The organism is Streptomyces sp. NBC_00104, from assembly GCF_045160825.1.
GTDB lineage: Bacteria > Actinomycetota > Actinomycetes > Streptomycetales > Streptomycetaceae > Streptomyces.
On the sequence record NZ_CP108215.1, the window covers coordinates 10,131,341 to 10,152,343 of the forward strand.

The 21,003-nt window shown below is 70.7% G+C and carries 19 protein-coding genes; 11 read left to right on the forward strand and 8 right to left on the reverse strand.

Going from position 1 to position 21,003, the window contains the following annotated elements; all coding sequences use genetic code 11:
• Nucleotides 1-52: 52 nt before the first annotated feature.
• The 3 genes from OG272_RS44305 to OG272_RS44315 all read left to right on the forward strand — a co-directional run bounded on the left by OG272_RS44305 (nt 53) and on the right by OG272_RS44315 (nt 2,941).
• The gene (locus OG272_RS44305) at nt 53-1,141 is read left to right on the forward strand and encodes an S-(hydroxymethyl)mycothiol dehydrogenase (RefSeq protein WP_326574096.1); all 1,089 of its coding nucleotides are present in this window, start codon (nt 53-55) and stop codon (nt 1,139-1,141) included.
• Nucleotides 1,141-1,770, forward strand: coding sequence for an MBL fold metallo-hydrolase (locus tag OG272_RS44310; protein ID WP_326574095.1), 630 nt, complete (start codon nt 1,141-1,143; stop codon nt 1,768-1,770). Before OG272_RS44305 ends, OG272_RS44310 begins: the two co-directional genes overlap by 1 nt.
• A 256-nt stretch (nt 1,771-2,026) precedes the next feature.
• A complete protein-coding gene (locus tag OG272_RS44315; protein ID WP_326574094.1) occupies nt 2,027-2,941 on the forward strand; it encodes an SDR family oxidoreductase in 915 nt (304 codons plus the stop codon).
• Nucleotides 2,942-2,948: 7 nt separating this feature from the next.
• On the opposite strand, the gene OG272_RS44320 is transcribed toward OG272_RS44315, so the two are convergent.
• Nucleotides 2,949-3,512, reverse strand: a complete 564-nt coding sequence (locus tag OG272_RS44320) for a hypothetical protein (protein ID WP_327726456.1) — start codon at nt 3,510-3,512, stop codon at nt 2,949-2,951.
• A 99-nt stretch (nt 3,513-3,611) separates the two neighbouring features.
• Here OG272_RS44320 and OG272_RS44325 point away from each other — a divergent pair, with 99 nt between their 5' ends.
• The gene (locus OG272_RS44325; RefSeq protein ID WP_405895878.1) at nt 3,612-4,418 is read left to right on the forward strand and encodes an SDR family NAD(P)-dependent oxidoreductase; all 807 of its coding nucleotides are present in this window, start codon (nt 3,612-3,614) and stop codon (nt 4,416-4,418) included.
• 6 nt (nt 4,419-4,424) lie between these two features.
• Here the strand turns inward: OG272_RS44325 and OG272_RS44330 are convergent, their stop codons facing one another.
• Nucleotides 4,425-5,837 carry a pyridoxal-dependent decarboxylase gene (locus OG272_RS44330; protein WP_327726454.1) on the reverse strand — a complete coding sequence of 471 codons (1,413 nt, stop codon included), beginning with the start codon at nt 5,835-5,837 and terminating at the stop codon, nt 4,425-4,427.
• Nucleotides 5,838-5,925: 88 nt separating this feature from the next.
• Nucleotides 5,926-6,705 (reverse strand): DUF3050 domain-containing protein, encoded by a 780-nt coding sequence (locus OG272_RS44335; protein ID WP_327726453.1) that lies wholly within the window; start codon nt 6,703-6,705, stop codon nt 5,926-5,928.
• 193 nt (nt 6,706-6,898) lie between these two features.
• Here OG272_RS44335 and OG272_RS44340 point away from each other — a divergent pair, with 193 nt between their 5' ends.
• The 6 genes from OG272_RS44340 to OG272_RS44365 are packed head-to-tail and all read left to right on the forward strand — an operon-like array spanning nt 6,899 to nt 14,942.
• The gene (locus OG272_RS44340; protein ID WP_326585494.1) at nt 6,899-7,525 is read left to right on the forward strand and encodes an antibiotic biosynthesis monooxygenase; all 627 of its coding nucleotides are present in this window, start codon (nt 6,899-6,901) and stop codon (nt 7,523-7,525) included.
• A 30-nt stretch (nt 7,526-7,555) separates the two neighbouring features.
• Nucleotides 7,556-9,709 carry an aminodeoxychorismate synthase component I gene (gene pabB, locus OG272_RS44345; protein WP_327726452.1) on the forward strand — a complete coding sequence of 718 codons (2,154 nt, stop codon included), beginning with the start codon at nt 7,556-7,558 and terminating at the stop codon, nt 9,707-9,709.
• A complete protein-coding gene (locus OG272_RS44350) occupies nt 9,706-11,307 on the forward strand; it encodes a benzoate-CoA ligase family protein (protein ID WP_327726451.1) in 1,602 nt (533 codons plus the stop codon). Before pabB ends, OG272_RS44350 begins: the two co-directional genes overlap by 4 nt.
• Nucleotides 11,308-11,349: 42 nt before the next feature.
• A complete protein-coding gene (locus OG272_RS44355; RefSeq protein ID WP_405895879.1) occupies nt 11,350-12,933 on the forward strand; it encodes a class I adenylate-forming enzyme family protein in 1,584 nt (527 codons plus the stop codon).
• A complete protein-coding gene (locus tag OG272_RS44360) occupies nt 12,930-14,123 on the forward strand; it encodes an FAD-dependent monooxygenase (RefSeq protein WP_327726449.1) in 1,194 nt (397 codons plus the stop codon). The genes OG272_RS44355 and OG272_RS44360 overlap by 4 nt, the downstream gene beginning before the upstream one ends.
• 24 nt (nt 14,124-14,147) lie before the next feature.
• Nucleotides 14,148-14,942, forward strand: coding sequence for an aminotransferase class IV (locus tag OG272_RS44365; RefSeq protein WP_327726448.1), 795 nt, complete (start codon nt 14,148-14,150; stop codon nt 14,940-14,942).
• A 108-nt stretch (nt 14,943-15,050) separates the two neighbouring features.
• Here the strand turns inward: OG272_RS44365 and OG272_RS44370 are convergent, their stop codons facing one another.
• On the reverse strand, nt 15,051-15,536 hold the full coding sequence (locus OG272_RS44370; RefSeq protein ID WP_327726447.1) for a carboxymuconolactone decarboxylase family protein: 486 nt from the start codon (nt 15,534-15,536) through the stop codon (nt 15,051-15,053).
• 134 nt (nt 15,537-15,670) lie between these two features.
• Between OG272_RS44370 and OG272_RS44375 the strand changes: the two genes are divergently transcribed.
• Complete coding sequence (locus tag OG272_RS44375) at nt 15,671-16,366, forward strand: L,D-transpeptidase family protein (protein WP_326574078.1); 696 nt, start codon at nt 15,671-15,673, stop codon at nt 16,364-16,366.
• Nucleotides 16,367-16,406: 40 nt separating this feature from the next.
• Here the strand turns inward: OG272_RS44375 and OG272_RS44380 are convergent, their stop codons facing one another.
• The 4 genes from OG272_RS44380 to OG272_RS44395 all read right to left on the reverse strand — a co-directional run bounded on the left by OG272_RS44380 (nt 16,407) and on the right by OG272_RS44395 (nt 20,894).
• The gene (locus OG272_RS44380) at nt 16,407-17,609 is read right to left on the reverse strand and encodes a Gfo/Idh/MocA family oxidoreductase (RefSeq protein ID WP_327726446.1); all 1,203 of its coding nucleotides are present in this window, start codon (nt 17,607-17,609) and stop codon (nt 16,407-16,409) included.
• 62 nt (nt 17,610-17,671) lie between these two features.
• Nucleotides 17,672-19,015 (reverse strand): sugar ABC transporter substrate-binding protein, encoded by a 1,344-nt coding sequence (locus tag OG272_RS44385; RefSeq protein WP_328224556.1) that lies wholly within the window; start codon nt 19,013-19,015, stop codon nt 17,672-17,674.
• 10 nt (nt 19,016-19,025) lie between these two features.
• Nucleotides 19,026-19,976, reverse strand: a complete 951-nt coding sequence (locus OG272_RS44390) for a carbohydrate ABC transporter permease (RefSeq protein ID WP_327726444.1) — start codon at nt 19,974-19,976, stop codon at nt 19,026-19,028.
• An 18-nt stretch (nt 19,977-19,994) separates the two neighbouring features.
• Nucleotides 19,995-20,894: a sugar ABC transporter permease gene (locus OG272_RS44395; RefSeq protein ID WP_327726443.1), complete on the reverse strand. Its 900-nt coding sequence runs from the start codon at nt 20,892-20,894 to the stop codon at nt 19,995-19,997.
• Nucleotides 20,895-21,003: the final 109 nt, after the last annotated feature.

Genomic DNA, 21,003 nt, shown 5'->3' on the forward strand with positions numbered 1-21,003 from the left:
GGTGACCATGGGCGGGCGACCGCCCGATCTCGGAACGACGGAAGGGTTCACCATGGCGCAGGAAGTACGCGGCGTGATCGCACCGGGCAAGAACGAACCGGTGCGGATCGAGACGATCGTCGTGCCCGACCCGGGGCCGGGGGAGGCCGTGGTGAAGGTGCAGGCGTGCGGGGTGTGCCACACCGACCTGCACTACAAGCAGGGCGGCATCAACGACGACTTCCCCTTCCTGCTCGGCCATGAGGCCGCCGGTGTGGTGGAGTCGGTCGGAGCGGGTGTCACCGATGTCGCCCCCGGTGACTTCGTCATCCTCAACTGGCGTGCGGTGTGCGGCAATTGCCGGGCCTGTCGGCGCGGGCGCCCCTGGTACTGCTTCAACACCCACAACGCCACCCAGAAGATGACCCTCGCCTCGACCGGCCAGGAACTGTCGCCCGCGCTCGGTATCGGCGCCTTCGCGGACAAGACGCTCGTCGCCGCCGGGCAGTGCACCAAGGTCGACCCGGCCGCCGCACCGGCGGTCGCCGGACTGCTGGGCTGCGGTGTGATGGCCGGCATCGGCGCCGCGATCAACACCGGCAACGTCGGCCGGGGCGACACGGTCGCCGTCATCGGCTGCGGCGGCGTCGGGGACGCGGCCATCGCCGGGTCCCGGCTGGCCGGCGCCGAGAAGATCATCGCCGTCGACATCGACGACCGGAAGCTGACCACCGCCAAGAGCATCGGCGCCACCCACACGGTCAACTCCAAGGACACCGACCCCATCGAGGCGATCCGCGAGCTGACCGGCGGCTTCGGCGCCGACGTCGTCATCGAGGCGGTCGGCCGCCCGGAGACGTACAAGCAGGCGTTCTACGCCCGCGACCTGGCCGGCACGGTCGTCCTCGTCGGCGTCCCGACCCCGGAGATGAAGCTCGAACTCCCGCTCCTCGACGTCTTCGGCCGCGGCGGCGCCCTGAAGTCCTCCTGGTACGGCGACTGCCTGCCCGACCGCGACTTCCCCATGCTGATCAACCTCTACCTCCAGGGCCGCCTGGACCTGGAGGCGTTCGTCACCGAGACCATCGGACTCGACGACGTGGAGAAGGCCTTCGAGCGGATGCACGGCGGCGACGTCCTGCGCTCGGTGGTGACGCTCTGATGGCCGCCCGTATCGAACACCTCGTCACCTCGGGGACGTTCTCGCTGGACGGCGGCACCTGGGACGTCGACAACAACGTGTGGATCGTCGGCGACGACCACGAGGTCGTCGTGATCGACGCCGCCCACGACGCCGACGCCATCGCCGAGGCGATCGGCGACCGAAGGCTGTCGGCCATCATCTGCACCCACGCCCACAACGACCACATCGACGCCGCCCCCGCCCTCGCCGAGCGCACCGGCGCGCAGATCTGGCTCCACCCGGACGACCTGCCGCTCTGGAAGCAGACCCACCCCGACCGGCTGCCCGACCACTGGCTGGCCGACGGCCAGGTCATCGAGGCCGCCGGCGCCGACCTGACCGTCCTGCACACCCCCGGCCACGCACCGGGCGCCGTCTGCCTGTACGACCCGGGCCTCGGCACCGTCTTCACCGGCGACACCCTCTTCGCCGGCGGCCCGGGCGCCACCGGCCGCTCCTACTCCCACTTCCCGACGATCATCGACTCCCTCCGCGGCCGTCTCCTGGCCCTCCCGCCCGACACGGTCGTCCACACCGGCCACGGCGACAGCACGACGATCGGGGCCGAGGCCCCGCATCTGGAGGAGTGGATCGCGCGCGGTCACTGACCGCTGACGACCTCGTCGGGGCCCGGCTGCCGGGAAGGCATGGCAGCCGGGCCCCGACCCTCAAGGGGTCCGGGGAACGGCGCGACGGCCACGGACAAACCCGCAGTCGCCCGACGACCCGTGCGACCGATTTCCCGGGCGCCCACCGGAAAACCCGACAGAGGATGTCCGGCTTCCACGACACCCTCGTGTCCGGGGACGCCGAAACACCCCCGGCGTCCGCCGAGGTGGCGCCCGTACGCACAGGAGGTCGGACATGTCGAAGCCGCTGGACGGCAAGGTCGCACTGGTCGCGGGAGCCTCCCGCGGGGCCGGGCGCGGCATCGCCGTGGAGCTGGGGGCGGCCGGTGCCACGGTGTACGTGACCGGGCGCTCCACGCGCGAGCGGCGCTCGGAGTACGACCGCCCGGAAACCCTGGAGGACACCGCCGACCTGGTCACCGAGGCGGGCGGCCGGGGCATCGCCGTACCCACCGACCATCTCGAACCGGCACAGGTCAGGACCCTGGTGGACCGGATCGCCGAGGAGCGGGGCCGACTCGACGTCCTCGTCAACGACGTCTGGGGCGGCGAGAAGCTCTTCGAGTGGGACACCCCGGTCTGGGAGCACGACCTCGACAACGGCCTGCGGCTCCTGCGCCTCGCCGTCGAGACCCACGCCATCACCAACCACCTCGCACTGCCCCTGCTGCTGCGCCACCCCGGCGGCCTGGTGGTGGAGATGACCGACGGCACGGCCGACTACAACGGCACCCACTACCGGAACTCCTTCTTCTACGACCTCGCCAAGGCCTCCGTCCTGCGGATGGCCTTCTCCCTCGGCCACGAACTCGGCCCGCGGGGCGCCACCGCCGTCGCCCTCACACCGGGCTGGATGCGCTCGGAGATCATGCTCGACACCTTCGGCGTCACCGAGGACAACTGGCGCGACGCCCTCGACCGCGTCCCCCACTTCGCCATCTCCGAGACACCCCGTTACGTGGGCCGGGCCGTCGTCGCGCTCGCCGCCGACCCCGAGGTCGCCCGCTTCAACGGCGACTCCCTCTCCAGCGGCTCCCTCGCCCAGACCTACGGCTTCACCGACCTCGACGGCAGCCGCCCGGACTCCTGGCGCTATCTCGTCGAGGTCCAGGAGACGGGCAAACCGGCGGACACGACCGGCTACCGCTGAGCCGCGCTCACGTGTGATGCGCCGGAGTCGACGGCGTGGGCGTCGGGGCCGGCGACAGCCGCCAGCGTGCCGAGTGGCCGGGCGGGAGCGCCAGGTCCTCCCGTACCGCGGTGTAGTAACCGTCCCGGCAGGCCCGCTGCCGCTCCAGCAGAGCCTGCCAGGCCTGAGGGTCCCGGGTCCCGGCGCGCAGGAACCCCTCCATCTCCATCACCGTGACGACCCATGCCCGGGCCTTCGCCACCACCTCGGGGCTGCCGAGGAGCAGGAGCGCCTCACCGGAGGGGTCCCGGGCGACCGTCGCCTCCGCCAGAAGGGGCGCGGCCTCCTCCGGTGACAGCGGGTGGGGGTGCGGGTCGTTGCCGAGGTGGGAGGAGACCCGGTAGCTCAGGGTGACGGATTGCTTCAGGGCCCGCGCCCAGTCGGCGTACACCGTGAGCCGCCGCTCCTCCCAACGGGCGGCCTGCTCGCGCCGGAACCGGACCTGCTCGCCCCGCATCACCACCAGATACGAGCCGAGCGCGCCTATCACCACGCCGAGCAGGGCCGGGAGTTGCTGAACGAAGGTTGACATGCCCGCACGGTAACTCGGACGAAGATCGCGTCGCAGCTGTCCCGGTGATCGGTCGCGCAGTACGTTCTGCCCGTACGTTCTGCCGGTACGTTCTGCCCTATGCATGCGACGGGACGCTTCGAGGGGTACGGGGTTCTCATCACGGGCGCGGCGCGCGGGATCGGCGCGGCGACGGCCCGGCGGCTGGCCGAGGAGGGCGCCCAAGTGCTCGTCACCGACGTGGACTTGGCGGCGGCCGAACAGACCGCGACGGAGCTGCGGGGGCAGGGGCTGGCGGCCGAGGCGTACCGGTGCGACGTCGGGGACCGGGAGTCCGTCGAGGCGGCGGTCGCGCACGCGGTGGCGGCCTTCGGCTCGCTCGACGTCCTGGTCAACAACGCCTTCGGCTGCACCCCGGACGTGCCGCTCTTCGAGGACACCCCGGACGAGACCTGGGCCCGCGACCTCGACCTCACCCTGACCAGCGCGTTCCGCTGCTCCCGCGCGGCCCTGCCGCACCTGGTGGCGTCGGGACGCGGCGCCATCGTCAACATCGGCTCCGTCAACGGCCTCCAGCACTTCGGCAACCACGCCTACAGCGCCGCCAAAGCGGGCCTCATCTCACTCACCCGCACCCTCGCGGGCGACGCCGCGCCCCGCGGCGTCCGCGTCAACCTGGTGGCCCCCGGCACGGTCCGCACCCCCGGCTGGGCGGGCCGTGAGTCCCACCTCGACGACCTCGCCGAGATCTATCCCCTGGGCCGCGTCGGCGAGCCGGCCGACATCGCGGCGGCCGTGGCCTTCCTCGCCTCCCGGGACGCCCCCTGGATCACCGGCACGACCCTCCGCGTCGACGGCGGCCTGCTCGCCGTCAACACCTCCTTCGAGCGGGCCGCACGAGCCTGGCGGGAGCAGGATCAGGGGTAGGGCAGCTCATGGCCCGGCGACAGCCGCGGTGGCCGCCGTCGCCGCGAGCACGGCTTCGAGGACCCGCTCCGTGTCCGCCTCCGTCGTACGCCAGTTGCTGAACGCGGCGCGCAGCGCGTGTGTGCCGCCGAAGACGGTCGGTGTCACGAAGGCCTCGCCGGAGGCGGCGATCGCGTCGGCCAGGGCGTGTACCCGTTCCCGGGTGGGCCGTTCGGCGAGGGTGAAGCAGACGACGTTCAGCCGGACCGGTGCCGACAGGGTCAACTCCGGTGCCTTCGCGAGGCGTTCACCGAGGGAGCGGGCCAGCGCGATGTTGCGCTCGACGATCTCGCGGTGCCCCGCGCGGCCGTACGCCATGAGGGAGAACCATGCCGGGAGGGCGCGCAGCCGACGGGAGTTCTCCGGTGTGAGGTGCAGGAAGTCCGGGTCGCCGGTGGGCAGGCCGAGGTACGGGGAGGCGTTGTGGAAGACGCGTACCTGGAGGTCCTGGCGGCGGGTGAACTGGACGGCGGCGTCATAGGGCACGTTCAGCCACTTGTGGAGGTCGACGCAGATCGAGTCGGCGGCGTCGAGACCGTCGGCGAGATGCGCGTACGTCGGCGACAGTGCGGCGAAGCCGCCGAACGCCGCGTCCACGTGGAGCCAGAAGTCGTACCGCTCCTTCAGCGCGGCGATGGCACGGAGATCGTCGAAGTCGACCGTGTTGACGGTCCCGGCGTTGGCCACGACGATCGCCGGGCGCCCGTCGAGCGCGTCCAGGTCGGCGGCGAGGGCGTCCACGTCCACGGCCTCACGGCCGCCGGGGAGGAGGGGGACCGTACGCAGCCGGTCGCGGCCGATGCCGAGCACGGAGAGCGCCTTGCCGATGCTGGAGTGCGGGCTGCCGGACAGCACGTCCACCGGGCCGAGGGCGGCCATGCCCTCCCGGGACACGTCGACGCCCAGCCGCTCGCCGAGCCACTCGCGGGCGACGGCCAGACCCACGGTGTTGGAGACGGTCGCGCCGGTCACGAAAGCGCCGCCGTATTCCTCGCCCAGCCCGAACAACTCGCGCAGCCACCCCAGGGTCTCCCGCTCCAGGGCGGTCGCGGAGGAGCCCGCGGCACCGGAGACGTTCTGGTCGTACGCGCTGGTCAGCCAGTCCCCCGCCACGGCCGCCGGGGTGGCCCCACCGGTGACGAAACCGAGGTACCGGGGCCCGGCCGATCCGGAGAAGCCGCCGGCCCACCGCTCGGCGAACCCCGCCAGCGCCCCTTGCGCCCCGACGCCCTCGACGGGGAGCGGCACGGCCTCGGCCCGGTCGCCGATTTCGGCGACGGGCCGGTCCACGACTCCCGCCACCTCCCGGGCGGCGACATCACGGGCGGCCTGCAACAGTTCGGGAAACCGGGAGAGATCGCCGGCGAGTACGGAGTCCATGATCGGGAGCGTAGGACGGGAGGACGGCCGTGGTCCCGGTCCACTTGGGGGGAACTGGACTTGGAGCGGAGTCGACCTCGACCGCGCTCTACCCCATCGCCGCGACGATCCCGTCCCAGAAGCGTGACCTGGCCTCCAACGCCAGCGTCGCCGTCTCCACGGCCTCCTGCCACCGCGCGTCCTCGCCCCCGCACAGATCCGCCACCATGGCCATCGCCATCGGCGTGTGCTCCTCCCCGTCCACCTCGATGTGCCGCGCGAGATAGTCGCAGAACAACGGGAACCGCTCCGTGCCCTCCTTCTTGATCACCTGGTCGAACATGTCCGGGATCAGGTCCTCCCGGGAGAACGCGAAGGCGGCGGCCCGGCAGTGCAGCGGCCGTTCCCCGATGATCTCGAAGGTCGTACGGACGAACTCGGCGGCGGGACCGGGCACCTGGGCGACGCGCAGCGCCGCCGGCACCTCGTGTCCTTCGCCGATGAGCCCGAGGAACGTGTCGAGCCGGGAGGTGTCCGCCCCGGCCTCGCCCATGCCCGACCGGTACAGCTCGAAGTGACTGGTGAACCCGCCGTTGAGCTCGTCGCTCTCCTCGACCAGCACGATGTCGTTGATGAGCCGTCGGCTGACCTCGGACCCGCGCGGCACCCAGGGGACGTCCACACAGGTCAGGTCCCGCTGGAGGGACTTGAGGAGGGACATGAAGTCCCACACCGCGAATACGTGGTGCTCCATGAACACCGCCATATCGGCGCGGCTTTCGATGCGCTGGTAGATCGGGTGTGCGGTGACTTCTTTCCGTGCGGGTTCGATCGCGGAGCGCGCCCGGTCGATTCCCTCGTGGTTCATATCCCAGTCGTACCTGGACATGAGTATCCTTCACTTTCATGCCAATTCCCCCGGACCCTGTAGGTGATGGTGCGCCTGTTTCGCGTGCCCGGGCAAGCGCTTCCGGGAATTACCGGAAGTTACTCCGGCGTACTCCTCGACAGAGTCGACCAAGGCGGCCGAAAGGTCGCCATAGGTGTACGATCCGGACACCTTGAAAAACTTCGTTGAAGGTTTGAACGGGGCCCGGTGCCTTCGCGTATTCGACGGTGTGAGCAGGAATCCCGTTACCGTCACCGTCGCGTACCACGTGGTGCCGGGGCGTGAGGCCGACTTCCATTCCTGGGGGTGGGCCGCGCTGCGTACGAGTGCGCAGCAGCCGGGTTTTCTGGGGGGTGGCGTACTCGTCGACGGAGAGGCGGAGTGGCATGTGGTCTACCGCTTCGACAGCGAGGATTCGGCTCGGACCTGGGAGAACTCCGTGGTCTGGGCCCAGTGGTCGGCCCGTGTCGATGGACTGGCCCGGGAGACCGGCCGCCGGAGCATCGTGGGGTCCAGGGCCTGGTTCGACTCCCAGACCTCCCGGGCCCCGGCGCCGGCCGCCCCGCCGGGGCCACCCCCGAAATGGAAACTGTGGTTGGTGAATATGAGTGCGGTCTTCCCGCCCGTGCTCTTATTCAACCTTGCGATACTTCCCTATCTCAACGACCTGAATCCGCTTTTCCGTACACTTCTGCTGTGTCTGTCCGTGACAGCCATCGTCACCTGGATTCTCATGCCGAGACTCCAGCGATTCCTGAAGAAATGGCTGTACCCGCCGCTGCAGGCGCTGCGCGGCCGGCACAAACGACGGACCGCCTAGGTCCGAGAACGATCAGAGGGGGGTGGGCGGGTGAAGACCCTGCTCATCGACAATTATGATTCGTACACGTACAACCTGTTCCAGCTGATCGCCGAGGTCAACGGCGAGGAGCCGGTGGTGGTGCTGAACGACGCTCCGGTCGGCGACATTCCGGAGCTGCGGGAATTCGACAACGTGGTGGTGTCGCCGGGGCCCGGCCACCCCTCGGAACCGCGTGACTTCGGAATCGCCGCCCGGGTGATCGCCGAGGCGGAGATCCCCGTACTGGGTGTCTGCCTGGGCCATCAGGGCATCGCCGTGGGGGAGCGGGCCGATGTCGAGCCCGCCCCATGGCCGCGCCACGGGCACCTGTCCACGGTCCGGCACGACGGGCGCGACCTGTTCCACGGCCTGCCGCAGAACTTCACGGTCGTCCGCTACCACTCGTTGTCCGTGCGCGAGCCGCTGCCGCCGACCCTGGAGGCCACCGCCTGGTCCGAGGACGGCGTCCTGATGGGCCTGCGCCACCGCGAACGGCCGCTGTGGGGCGTCCAGTTCCACCCCGAGTCGATCCTCACCGACCACGGCCACCGGCTGCTGATCAACTTCCGCAACCTCACGGCGGAACGGGCCGGCAGCCCGCGGACCAAGAACACCGCGGTCGCCCCCGTCGCCGGTACGAACCACACCGCGGCAACCCCTCTGGCCGGCGCGATCCCCCGCCCCCGGCGGGCCCCCGGGTCCGCCTACCGGCTGCACACCCGCCGGATCGCCGGCGCCGTCGACGCCGAGGCCGCCTTCACGCGCATGTACGCCGACGCGCCGCACGCGTTCTGGCTGGACAGCTCCCGCGTCGAGCCCGGCCTGTCACGGTTCTCGTTCTTCGGCGACGGCAGCGGTCCGCTCGCCGAGGTCGTCCGCTACGACGTCGACAGCGGCCTGTGCGAGATCGAACGGGCGGGGCGGCCCACCCGCCGGGTCCAGGCGAGCGTCTTCGACTATCTGAAGCGTCAGCTGGCCAGCCGCAAGGTCGACGCGACGGGCCTGCCCTTCGACTTCACCGGCGGCTACGTCGGCTACTTCGGCTACGAGCTCAAGGCCGACACCGGCTCCCCGAACCGGCACCAGGCCGAAACCCCGGACGCCACCTGGCTGTTCGCGGACCGGCTGATCGCCGTGGACCACGAGGAGGGCCTCACCTACGCGGTCTGCCTGTCCGAGGACACCCCCGCGGCGTCCCGCGAGGCCGGCGACTGGCTCGACACCGCGCTGGCCCAGCTGACCTTCGTCGCCTCGGACGCCACGGTCCCCCTGCGGCCGGCCACCCCGCCCTACCCGCGTGCCGCCGAGCCCTGGCTCGTCCGCGACCGCGCCACCTACCTCGCCGACATCGAGGCCTGCAAGGCGGAGCTGAACGCGGGCACGAGCTACGAGGTCTGTCTGACCAACGCGGCCCGGTTACCCGCGCCGTACGACCCGTACGACTTCTACCGGGTGCTGCGCCGCATCAACCCGGCCCCGTACGCCGCCTTCCTCAGGTTCGGCGACCTCGACATCGCGAGCTCGTCCCCCGAGCGCTTCCTGCGGATCACCCGCGACGGCGTCGCCGAGGCGAAGCCCATCAAGGGCACCGCACCCCGGGGGAGCACCCCGGAGGAGGACGACCGGCTGCGGGACGAACTGGCGGCGGACGCCAAGACCCGCGCCGAGAACCTGATGATCGTCGACCTGCTCCGCAACGACCTCGGCCGGGTCTCCCGGACCGGCTCCGTCAAGGTCACGCGTCTGATGGCCACCGAGACCTACGCCACCGTGCACCAACTGGTCTCCACCGTCGAGGGCAGACTGCGCGAGGGCACCGACGCCGTCGACTGCGTCCGGGCCTGCTTCCCCGGCGGGTCGATGACCGGGGCGCCCAAGATCCGCACGATGGAGATCATCGACTCGCTGGAGACCGAGGCGCGGGGCGTGTACTCGGGGGCCCTCGGCTACCTCGGGTGCAGCGGCGGCGCGGACCTGAACATCGTCATCCGTACCGCCGTGTTCCAGGGCGGCCGTATGCATCTGGGCGCGGGCGGCGCGATCGTCCTCGACTCCGATCCGGCCGCCGAGTACGACGAGATGCTGCTGAAGACCGCGGCACTGATGCGGGCCCACCGGGAACACGCCTCCGCCCCGGCCGTCACCGAGGAGCCGACGCGATGACGATCACGACGACATTCCAGCCCACCCGGCTCCACGCCGACGCCGGCGCCCCGGGCAACCTCGCGGCCCATCTCGTGGCCCTCGTCGAGCGGCGCGGCTGGGCCGACCGGCCGGCCTTCCACCAGGGCCACCGGGCCTACTCCCACGGCGAGGTCCACGACCTCGCGGCCCGCGCCGCCACCGTCCTCACCGACCACGGCGTCCGCCCCGGCGACCGCGTCCTGCTCGCCCTCCCGGACTCCGTCACCTGGGTCACCACCTTCCTCGCCCTCGCCCGCCTGGGCGCGGTGGCGGTCCTGGTCAACCCCGAACTCACCCCACCCGAACTCCAGTTCATGGCGGAGGACACGGAGGCGGTCCTGTGGGTGACGGGACCGGGGCTGGACAACTACATCCCGTCGCCCCGCAAGGGACGCGAGGAACTCCGCGACCGGCCACGCCCGGCCCGCGGCGGTGCCACGGCCCCGACCCGGCGCCTCGGGTCCGACCAGCTGATCGCCCTGAGCACCACGGCGGCCCCCACCACGCACGCCCACCCGGTCGACGCCCACAGCCCCCTGTACATCCAGTACACCTCGGGAACGACCGGCCGCCCCAAGGGCGTCGTGCACGTCCACGGCGACCCCAAGACGTACCACGACCTCATCGGCCGCCGACTGCTCCGCGTCACCCCGGACGACGTCACGCTGTCCGTCTCCCGGCTGTACTTCGCCTACGGCTTCGGCAACGCCCTCGTCTTCCCGCTCTTCTCCGGCTCCTCCGCCGTCCTCGCCGACCGCCGTCCCACCCCCGCGGCGGTCGACGAGCTCGTCGCCCGCCACCGCGTGACCCTCCTCTACTCGGTGCCGTCGGCGTACGCCGCCCTCGTCGCCGACCGGGCAGGCGGCCACGAGGGCTGCTTCGCCTCGGTGCGCGCGGCCGTGTCCGCCGGCGAGGGCATGCCCGCCGGACTCGGCGAGCAGGTCACCGAACTGCTCGGCGCCCCCGTCCTCGAACAGATCGGCTCCACCGAGGCCGGCCACGCCTTCTGCGCCAACGGCTTCGACCACAACCACCCCGGCACGGTCGGCCGCCCCGTCCCCGGCTTCGAGGTCGAACTCCGCGACCGCTCGGGCGCGCAGGTCGCGGACGGCGAGGCGGGCGAACTCTGGGTGCGCGGCCCGACGGTGACCCCCGGCTACCTCAACCGGCCCGAGGAGACCGAGCGCACCCTCGTCGGCGGCTGGCTCAACACCCGGGACCGGGCCGTCCGCGAACCCGACGGCACCTACCGGCATCTGGGCCGGGCCGACGACATGGAGATGGTCGGCGGCATCACCGTCTCCCCGCTGGAGGTGGAGGCGCTGCTGCGCACCCACCCCGGGGTCCGGGACGTCGCCGTCGCCGCCGTCACCGACGAGCGCGGCGCCAGCAGGCTACGGGCCTTCGTCATCCCCGTCCCGCCCATCGGGGTGGGCCTGGAGGCCGAACTGATCTGCATGGCCCGCGGCAGGCTCGCCGCCTTCAAGGTCCCCCGCAGCGTCAGCTTCGTGCCCACGCTGCCCCGCACCGCGACCGGCAAGCTCCGCCGGCACCTCGTCCGCCAAGGGGCGTGGTGAGCCATGGCCGACACCCTCACCCCCGCAGAAAGGTCCGGTCCCATGCGAGACCAGCTCCAGGCCGATCGGCAGCCCGCCCTCGCCGGCCGTGGGTTCTACCTGGGTTCGATGTTCACCGAGGCCGCCCGGCGTCACGGCCATGTCTTCGTCACCCTGGACCGGCCGCTCGACGTCGACCCCGGCCTCGGGACCGACCTCTCCTACACCACCCTCGCCGACGTGGTCGACGAACTCTCCGGCCGCCTCTGGGAAGCGGGCGTCCGCCCCTCCGAGGAAGTGGTCGTCCACAAGACGGACAACGTCGACATCGTGCTGCTGACCTGCGCGGTCTCCCGTATCGGCGCCGTCCCCGTCCTGCTGTCGCCCGGACTCGCGGGCCCGGTGGTCGGACAGCTCCTCGAACGCCTCCACCGGCCCTGGCTGATCACCGACCGGGCGAAGCTCGAAGGCCCCCTGAAGGACGTCGAACTCACCGGCCTCGTACGGAGCACGCTCTCGGTCGACGACGCCCCCGGCGCCGAACCGCTGCAGAAGTACGCGGGCGCCCCGACCCCGGCCGCCGTCCGCCTCCACCCCCGCGACCCCTCCCTCATCACCCACAGCTCGGGCACCACCGGCCTCCCCAAGCTGGCCGTGCACTGCCCGAACACCATGTGGAACCGGCTCGTCCCGCAGAAGGCCATGGGCTGGCCCACCCGCGGCGAGACGGCCGCCCTGCACATGTCGTTCGTGCACTCGCGCTTCTACCACCTGCTCGGTGTCCTGCTGCACTTCGGCAGCCCGCTGGTCCTGATCACCGACCCGGAACCGTCGAACGTGGGCCCGCTGCTGGCGCGCCACCGCCCCGGCATCGTCGAGACCCACCCCAACACCTTCGTCCTGTGGGAGGAGTTGGCCGACGCGCCGGGAGCCCCCCTGTCCCGCGTCCGCTCGTACGGGTCCACCTTCGACGCCATCCACCCGCGCACCGTGCAGCGGCTCCTCGACGCGTCCGAGCGGCGCTCACCGTGGCTCATCCAGTTGTACGGGCAGAGCGAGACGGGGCCGGTCGCCTTCCAGTGGTTCACCCGTCGCAGCGCCGCCCGCGCGGACGGCCGCCGGGTCGGCATCGGCATCCCCGGCTTCACCCGCGTCCGGGTGGTCGACGACGCCGGGCGACGGGTCGCCCCCGGCACCGCCGGCCGGATCGAGGCCCGCACCCGGGGCCGCATCCTCACCTACCTCGGCGCCCGGGAGCGCTATCTGCGCCAACTCGACGGCGGCTGGTGGCAGATGGGCGACATGGGCTACCAGAGCCGCTGGGGGGCGCTGTACCTCATCGACCGGGAGATCGACCAGATCGACTCCGTGCACAGCAACCTTGAGGTCGAGGACACCCTGATGTCCCGCCTGGAGGAGCTGCGCGAGGTCGTCATCGTGCCCGGCGTCGACCGCGAACCCGTCCCCGTGGTGTGCGTACGCGGCGAACGGCCCCTGGACCTGCGGCGCTGGCACGAGGCCACGGCCGACCTGCCCACCATGGCCGAGCCCCGGCAGTGGCGGTTCGAGGAACTGCCGATGACCTCCACCTGGAAGGTCAAGCGCGTCGAGATCACCCGCATGCTCACCGAAAGCACCCGCGCATGACGACCCCCGTCCCCGTCCCCGTCCTCGTCGTGGGCGCCGGCCCCGTGGGCCTCTCCGCCGCCCTCGCCCTGCGCGCCCACGACCTCCGCGTCACCCTGCTCGAAGCCGATCCCGAGGGCCGCGAACGCCCCGGCAGCCGCGCCCTGTTCGTGCATCGCGAGACCCTGGAGCTCCTGGAGGGGATCCGCCCGGGGCTCGCGGGCGAGATCTCCGCGTACGGCCGGACCTGGCACACCAAACGCACCCTGTACCGGGGCCGCGAGGTCTACGCCCGCACCTTCCCGCCGCCCACCGGCACCCCGCCCTTCACCAGCCTCCGCCAGGTCGACACCGAGCGCTTCCTGCTCGCCGCCTGCCGGGACGCCGGCGTGGAGTTCGTGTGGGACGCGCGCATCACCGGCGTACGGACCGACCCGGACGGAGTGACCCTCACCGGCGAGGGCGGCCGTACCTGGACGGGCCCCCACGTGGTGGCCGCCGACGGCGCCCGCTCGGCCGTACGGCGCGAACTGGGCATCCCGCTGGAGGGCACCCACGGCGAGGGCTTCCACGTCGTCGCGGACATCGCCGACATCCCCGGCGCCGAACTGCCCCTGGAGCGGGTCTTCCACTACGAACATCCGGGCCTCGGCGGCCGCAGCGTCATGCGGGTGCCCTTCACCGGCGGCTTCCAGCTCGACCTGCAGTGCCGGGACGACGACGCGACGGAGGAGTTCGGCACCCGGGAGGCCGTACGGCGCTGGCTGCCGGAGGTCGTCGGCGACGGGTACGCCGAGCGCGTCCTGTGGGTCTCCACCTACCGCTTCCTGCGCAAGGTCGCCGCCGTGTTCACCGACCCACACCGCCGGGTGCTGCTGGCCGGCGAGGCGGCCCATCTCTTCCCGCCGTTCGGGGCGCGCGGGATGAACAGCGGCATCGCGGACGCGGTCGCCGCGGCCCGCGCGATCGCCGACGGCACGCCCGAGGCGGCCGACTCCTTCGCCGAGGTCCGGCGCTCGGCGGGCCTGTTCAACAGCGCCGCCGCCGGCACGGCCCTGGACCATCTGCGGCCCCGGCGCCGTATCGTCCGCGTCAAGCAGCGGGCGGCGGCGGCCCTCGCTCCCGTGGTGCCGCGCTGCGGCGCCTGGCTGGAGCACGCGCCCTACGGGCCCCGGCACGGCTCCCCGGCCGTCGCGGGCCGCAAGTACTGACCCGAAGACCGACAGGAGCACCGAGTGACACAACCCGCCATCGCGGAAGGTCTGCTGACCTGGTCACCCGAACACGGCCTCGTCCCCGGCCAGGCACAGGGCGGACGCCTCCTCGTCGCGGACTCGTGGCTGCTGCGCGAGGGACGGGTGCGCGGTTTCGACCGGCACCGCGAACGGTTCCTGCGGTCCTGCGGCGAGTGCGGCGCACCACCCCTGGCACAGGTCGTCGACTTCTGGCAGGACATGACCCGCGCCCTGCCGCGCACGGGAGAGTGGTTCCCCCGGGTCGAACTCGCCTCCGGGTCACTGGAGCTGAGGCTCCTGCTGCGCCCCGCGCCGCCCCGCACGGCCGAGGTCCGGGTGTGGGCGGCCGGCCAGCCCGATCCGCGTACCGTTCCCCGTCGCAAGGGGCCGGACCTGGACGCCCTGGCCCGCGTACGCAGACGGGCGTCCGGCGCCGACGCCGACGAGGCCGTGCTCATCGCGCCCTCCGGCCTGGTGCTGGAGGCCGCCAACTCCAGCCTGTTGTGGTGGGAGGACGACACCCTCTGCCTGCCACCGCCCCGCCTGCCCCTCCTCGCCGGAGTGACCATGGCGCTCGTCCAGGAGCGGGCCGCCCGCACCGGCGTCCGGGTGGCCCATCGCGAACGCTCCCTCGCGGAGCTGGACGGCCGCGAGGTGTGGCTGATCAACGCCCTCCACGGCATCCGCCCGGTCGTCGCCTGGACCGGCCGCCCGATGAGCGCGGGTCCGGCCGTCCACGCCCCGGAATGGCGGAAATGGCTGGACGGGCTCATGGAGCCACTGCCGGACCACTGAATTCACCATGATACAAGGGCGCGCAGAAGCGCCGGGCCGAAAGGATTTCGGCCCGGCGCCAAAAGTCGTTCTTGAATTACCGGAGAAGGCGGCTCTGGGAGTTCCGGACTACTTCTGGACGGGCTGATAGGCGCCTGGGACCATCCGGGTCGCGATGGCGATCCGGTTGTACGCGTTGATCACGGTGGCCGCCCAGATCAGCGCCGCGACCTGCTCCTCGTCGAACACCTCGGCGGCCGCCGCGTAGACGTCGTCGGGCACGTGGCCGTCGTGGACCAGGGTCACGGCCTCGGTCAACGCCAGGGCGGCGCGCTCGCGGGCGGTGAAGAAGGGGGTCTCGCGCCAGGCGCTGAGCGCGTAGATCCGCTGCTCGGTCTCGCCCTGCGCGCGGGCGTCCTTGGTGTGCATGTCCAGACAGAACGCGCAGCCGTTGATCTGCGAGGCGCGAATTCTGATCAGTTCGAGGATCTCGGGCTCGACCTTCGCGTCCCGGGCCGCGGAAACGGCGGCGCCGTGCAGGGAGCCCATCGCTCCGGACACATCGGGGGTGATTTTCTTGAGGGCCACACGAGATATGGAATCGCTGTTGCTCATGGGGAGAACTCTATATCCGAATTCCCGGCTGTGTAACTGTTTCGTCTCGACGCGAGCTTTCCCACAACCGTTGTCCCCCTATCGGCTGTCTAGGCAGGCAGGACCAGCGGAGCGCGCGAAAGGGAAGGCCCGCCATGGGGGACATAGGCAGAAGAGGCGCAGTCGCACTCACCATCACCGGACTGCTGACACCGCTCACGCTCGCGTGGGGCACCGCGCCCGCGCAGGCGGCGAGTTGTACGACGTCGACGGGGCCGTACCAGAAGCAGGTGGAGAAGTTCCTCGGCCGGCCGGTCGACGGCAAGCAGTCCACCGCCGACTGCAAGGCCATCAGGGCCTTCCAGACCAAGCACGGCATCACGCCGAACATCGGCTACGCGGGATCCGTCACCTGGGGCGTGATGGACCTGATGAACAAGCAGAAGGCCGTCGGCAAGAACCCCAACAAGGCCGGCAAGTGCCCGACCAACAAGGGCCGCATCGCCTGTGTGAACCTGACCCTCCAGCTGACCTGGATCCAGGACGGCAAGAAGCTCGTCTACGGGCCCGTGCCGGTCCGCACCGGCCGCGACGGCTACGAGACCCGCACCGGACTGAAGCAGATCTACTGGCGGAACATCGACCACGTCTCGTCGATCTACCACGTGCCGATGCCCTACAGCCAGTTCTTCGACGGCGGCCAGGCCTTCCACTCCGTCGGCGTCAGCATGTGGAACCCGCCCGGCTCCCACGGCTGCGTCAACATGACCAGGACCGACGCCAAGAAGTACTGGTCGCTGCTGAAGAAGGGCGACGACGTCTACGTGTACGGCCGCAAGCCGGGCACCTGACAGGCGGTCGGGAGCCCGGCCCGGCGACGACGGTGAAACGTCACGCCTCGGGCGCGTCCCCGAAGTCCGGGATCTCCAGCCGCACCCCACCCTGCCGCGCCGACTCGTGCGCGACGATGCCCGGCAGGGTGTAGCGGGCCGCCACCCAGGCGTTCACCGACGGCAGCGTCCGGGTGTTGACGGCGGTCACGAAGTCGTCCACCAGGAAGTGGTGGCTGCCCTCGTGCCCGTTGTGCAGCTCGTCGAACTCCCGCGGCAGCCGCGACCGGTCGTGCACCGGCGCCGACCCGGAGGTGAAGGCGGCCCGCAGATCCGGCGCGATGTGCTGGAGCGAGGGATCGTCCGGGGACAGGGTGGGCTTGGGCTCAAGGAGTTCGCTGATGTCCTCGACCCCCTTCTTGTCCTGCCAGAACGCCACGGTGGCGAGCTGTTCCATGCTGGCGTCCGTGCCGAAGAACCGGAAACGCGACTCCCGGATCTGCGAGGGGTAGCCGACCCGCCGGAACTCGTTCGTACGGAACGAACCGCCGCCCGCGACCTCGAAGAGCGCGGTCGCGTTGGAGAAGTCGTTGCCGAACTGGCTGACGTCCTTGTCGAACACGCCGTCCCCGCGCCCGTCCACGACCCCGATCGCCGACACGCTCACCGCGTGCGTCTGCCAGGCGCCCAGCACCCCGCCCACCGAGTGCGTCGGATACAGCAGCGGGGGATAGCTGGCGGTCTGCTTCCAGTTCTCGCCGCCGCTGTACTGGTAGGCCTCGTAGAACCCGAGGTCCATGTCGTGGACGTAGTCGCCCTCGGCGTAGAAGATCCGCCCGAACGCGCCCTTGGCGATCTGGTTGCGGGCGTGCACGGTCGCCGGGTTGTACTGGCTGGTCTCACCCATCATGTACGTCAGCCCGGTCGCCCTGACCGCGTCGATGATCGCCGCTATCTCGTCGGCGGTGATCGCCATGGGGACCGCGGAGTACACGTGCTTGCCGGCGCCCAGGCCCTGGAGCACCAGCGGCCCGTGGGTCCATCGCTGGGTGAAGATCGCGACCGCGTCGACCGCCGGCGACTCCAGCATCGCCTCGTACGACGGGAAGGTGCCGGCCAGCCCCTGGGCGGCCGCGAGTTCTTCGGCCCGCTCGGGCAGCAGGTCCGTGACATAGACGTCGCCGACGCCTGGGTGGGCCTGGAACAGCGTGGCGAACTGGCCGGAGAACTGGCCGGCGCCGACGATGCCGAGGGAGAACGTCATGGAGGGAATGTCCTTCGCTGGTCGAGTGACGGGTCGAGTGACGGGTCGGGGTCCGGCCGCGGTCACTGGTCGAGAATGAGGTTGATCTGGTCGTTGGTGTCGTCGAGGCCGCTCACCGGAGCGCCGTTGCCGTAGATGTCCTCCATCGCGGGCTGCATGAGCGCGGTGACGTCCGCGGCGTAGTTGGTGATCGGGTAGGAGAAGGTCCGGAAGTTCTCCTTGTCGGCCACCGGTTCGGTGAAGGCCGAGACGTCGAGGCCCTTCTTCTCGTACGCGGCGACGGCGGCCTCGGTGCCGGCCGGGGTGGCCGGGAAGACGACCCCGTACCGGCCCACGACGGTCTGGCAGGCGTCGGAGGCCAGATACGCCACCCACTTCCGGGCGCCCGGCTTGTTCTCGGAGGCCTTGGTGATGGAGTCGGCGAGGCCGTTCATCATGGTGGCGCGCTCGCCGGTGGGGCCGGCCGGGGTGACGGCCGTGCCGATGTCCCTGCCCTTGAAGCCGTCGTAGGTGGAGATCATCCAGGCGCCGTCGAAGGTGACGGCGGCCTTGCCCGCGGCGATCTGGGTGTTGGCCTGGTTGGACTGGACGTTGTAGTCGGCGAAGGGAACCATGTAACCCTTCTCCGCCAGCCCGAAGTACCACTTGACCACGGACTGGAAGGTCTCGCTGTCGTACTGGTACTGCGTGCCCCAGCGCGCCTTGTCCGTGTAGCTCCACCCGGCCGAGCCGGTGAAGGGGCTCCACTGGGTCTGCCCGTCGGCGTACCCGCCGCCGTTGCTGGCCAGGCCGTACACCTTGACGTCGTGCTTGTCGAAGCCGGGCTCGTCGCCCCGCCTGCCTCTGCCGTCGACGGTGAGATGGGCGATGGCCTTCTCGAAGCTGCCGCCGTCCTCCGGGTTCCAGGAGAGGTCGTTGAGTTCGTCGGCGCTCAGACCGGCCTCCTTCACCCTCTCCTTGTCGTAGAAGAGCGCGACGGTGTCCCAGTCCTTCGGGGCGCCGTAGCGGTGCCCGTCCTGGCCGATCCAGTTGGCGGCGAGCCCCGGCTGGTAGTCGGAGTCCTCGATGCCCAGGTCGTCGAGCGGTTCGAGTACCCGCAGATCGGCGAACTGGCCGAACTTCTGGATGTGGTCGGTGAACACGTCCGGCTGGGTGCCCGCGATGAACCCGGCGGTGAGCTTGGTCCAGTAGTCGCTCCACCCCAACTGGGTGATCTTCACCTTCAGTCCGGGGTTCTCCTGCTCGAACCCCTTCGCGCAGGCCTGGTAGGCGGGCAGTTGGTTGGCGTCCCACAGCCAGTACGTCACCGTGTTCGAGGAGGCCCCGGTGCCGTCGCCCTGGGCGCAGCCGGTGACCAGGGACAGCGTCAGCGCTCCGGCCCATGCGGTCAGCGTACGAAGTCGCATCAGAGTTTCCTCACTTGATCCCGGTGAAGCCGATGGAGCTGACGATGCGGCGGGCGGAAGCGGCGAAGAGCACCAGCATCGGCAGCGCGGCGATCAGCGTCGCCGCCGTGAGCCCCGACCAGTCCACGCCGGTCGCCGGGGTCTGTGCCCGGAAGATCGCCAGCGCCACCGTCAGCACCCGGGAGCCGTCGCTGTAACTGACCATCAGCGGCCAGAAGTAGTCGTTCCAGGAGGTGATGTACGTCAGCACGGAGAGGGTGAGGATGGGGGTGGACGCCATCGGCAGGATCACCCGGAAGAAGATCCTTACCTTCCCGGCCCCGTCGAGCAGCGCCGCCTCCTCGACCTCGTGGGGGATGTTCATGAAGAACTGCCGGAGGAAGAAGACCGCGAACGGCGTCATGAAGAGGCTGGGCAGCGCGATGCCGAGCAGCGAGTCCACCAGGTGCAGTTGCTTGATGAGCACGAAGTTCGGCAGCAGGGTGAAGATGGTCGGCACCATCAGCCCGGCCAGGAACAGCCCGAACACCTGGTCCCGGCCCCGCCAGCGCAGCCGTGCGAAGGCGTACGCGGCCATCGCGGAGAAGAAGATCTGACAGCCGGTGATCAGCGTCGACACGATCACCGAGTTGAGCAGATACCGCCAGAAGTCCAGCCCGCCGCCGGCCCCGCCCTGTGCGATCGCCTCCTCGGCGGACTGCAGACCGAGGGCCCGTTCGAAGCCGCTGCCGGTGAGATCGACGGGCAGCGGGTTCGCGGGGTCCGCGTTGAGCCCGGCGTTGGAGGAGAGCGCGGTGCGCAGGATCCAGTAGAACGGCAGCAGGGTGATGAGCACGATCAGACCCATCACGGTCCAGGCGGCGGCCCGCCCGACGGAGAACCCGCGCCTCACCGGCCGAACGGCCGGAGTCGGTGTCGGTGTCGAAGCCGGTGGCGTCGAAGTGGTCGTCACGGCAGCCATGTCGGTGTCTCCCTTCCGTCAGCCGAGGTCGCTCTGGCCGGCCCTGGTGAGCCGGTACTGCAGGACGGTGATCGCGCTGAGCACGACCAGCAGGGCGACGGACATCGCCGAGGCGTAGCCGAACTGGAAGCGGCCGAAGGCGGAGCCGTAGATGTAGAACTGCAGGACGTTCGTGGCGTTCGCGGGACCGCCCGCCGTGGTCACCGCCACGGTGTCGAACACCTGGAACGAGCCGATCACCGTCATGATCAGCACCACCGCCAGCACCGGACGCAGCAGGGGCATGGTGACCCGCCAGAACATCCGCCACTCGCTCGCGCCGTCCACCCGGGCCGCCTCGTACACGTCGTTCGGTATCGCCTGGAGCCCGGCGAAGAGGAGCAGCGCGGTGTAGCCGACGTGCCGCCACACGTTGATCAGGGCGATCGTGGGGATGGCCCAGGTCTCGTCGGCGAGGAAGGGGACGCGGTCCACACCGAGGGCGCCGATGATCTCGTTGCCGATGCCGAGCTGGGTGTCGAGGATCCACAGCCAGACCAGACCGGCGACCACGTTCGACATCAGATAGGGCGTGAGGACGATGCCGCGCAGCAGTGCCGACTGGGTCAGCCGCTGGAGGAGCACGGCGATGGCGAGCGCGGCGACCGTCTGCACACCGATGTTGAGAACCACGTACTCGACCGTGACCGTCAACGAGTCCCAGAAAATGGGGTCGTTGACCATCCGGACGTAGTTGTCGAGGCCCACCCACTCGGCCGGGGTGAGCAGGTTGAAGCGGGTGAAGCTCAGATAGATGCCGCGCAGCGTCGGCCAGAGCAGGAACACCAGGAAGCCGAGCATCGCCGGGGCGATGAAGACGGCGGCCAGGACGCCGTCGCCTCGCCTGCGGAACGGTGGACTGCTGGAGGCGATGGTCATCGGTGCTCCCTCATCGGCGGCGGTGCCTCAGACTCAGGCCACTTACTTTTGTCGCGAAAGAATTGTGGCGTCAAGAGGCGTGCGGACATCTTTTTGGGGAGCGTCGATG

Bases quoted from the DNA above. Each gene is read 5' to 3' on its own strand.
- OG272_RS44305 (WP_326574096.1), top strand. From the start codon at position 53: ATGGCGCAGGAAGTACGCGGCGTGATCGCACCGGGCAAGAACGAACCG.
- OG272_RS44310 (WP_326574095.1), top strand. From the start codon at position 1,141: ATGGCCGCCCGTATCGAACACCTCGTCACCTCGGGGACGTTCTCGCTG.
- OG272_RS44315 (WP_326574094.1), top strand. From the start codon at position 2,027: ATGTCGAAGCCGCTGGACGGCAAGGTCGCACTGGTCGCGGGAGCCTCC.
- OG272_RS44320 (WP_327726456.1), bottom strand. From the start codon at position 3,512: ATGTCAACCTTCGTTCAGCAACTCCCGGCCCTGCTCGGCGTGGTGATA.
- OG272_RS44325 (WP_405895878.1), top strand. From the start codon at position 3,612: ATGCATGCGACGGGACGCTTCGAGGGGTACGGGGTTCTCATCACGGGC.
- OG272_RS44330 (WP_327726454.1), bottom strand. From the start codon at position 5,837: ATGGACTCCGTACTCGCCGGCGATCTCTCCCGGTTTCCCGAACTGTTG.
- OG272_RS44335 (WP_327726453.1), bottom strand. From the start codon at position 6,705: ATGTCCAGGTACGACTGGGATATGAACCACGAGGGAATCGACCGGGCG.
- OG272_RS44350 (WP_327726451.1), top strand. From the start codon at position 9,706: ATGACGATCACGACGACATTCCAGCCCACCCGGCTCCACGCCGACGCC.
- OG272_RS44355 (WP_405895879.1), top strand. From the start codon at position 11,350: ATGCGAGACCAGCTCCAGGCCGATCGGCAGCCCGCCCTCGCCGGCCGT.
- OG272_RS44360 (WP_327726449.1), top strand. From the start codon at position 12,930: ATGACGACCCCCGTCCCCGTCCCCGTCCTCGTCGTGGGCGCCGGCCCC.
- OG272_RS44370 (WP_327726447.1), bottom strand. From the start codon at position 15,536: ATGAGCAACAGCGATTCCATATCTCGTGTGGCCCTCAAGAAAATCACC.
- OG272_RS44375 (WP_326574078.1), top strand. From the start codon at position 15,671: ATGGGGGACATAGGCAGAAGAGGCGCAGTCGCACTCACCATCACCGGA.
- OG272_RS44380 (WP_327726446.1), bottom strand. From the start codon at position 17,609: ATGACGTTCTCCCTCGGCATCGTCGGCGCCGGCCAGTTCTCCGGCCAG.
- OG272_RS44385 (WP_328224556.1), bottom strand. From the start codon at position 19,015: ATGCGACTTCGTACGCTGACCGCATGGGCCGGAGCGCTGACGCTGTCC.
- OG272_RS44390 (WP_327726444.1), bottom strand. From the start codon at position 19,976: ATGGCTGCCGTGACGACCACTTCGACGCCACCGGCTTCGACACCGACA.
- OG272_RS44395 (WP_327726443.1), bottom strand. From the start codon at position 20,894: ATGACCATCGCCTCCAGCAGTCCACCGTTCCGCAGGCGAGGCGACGGC.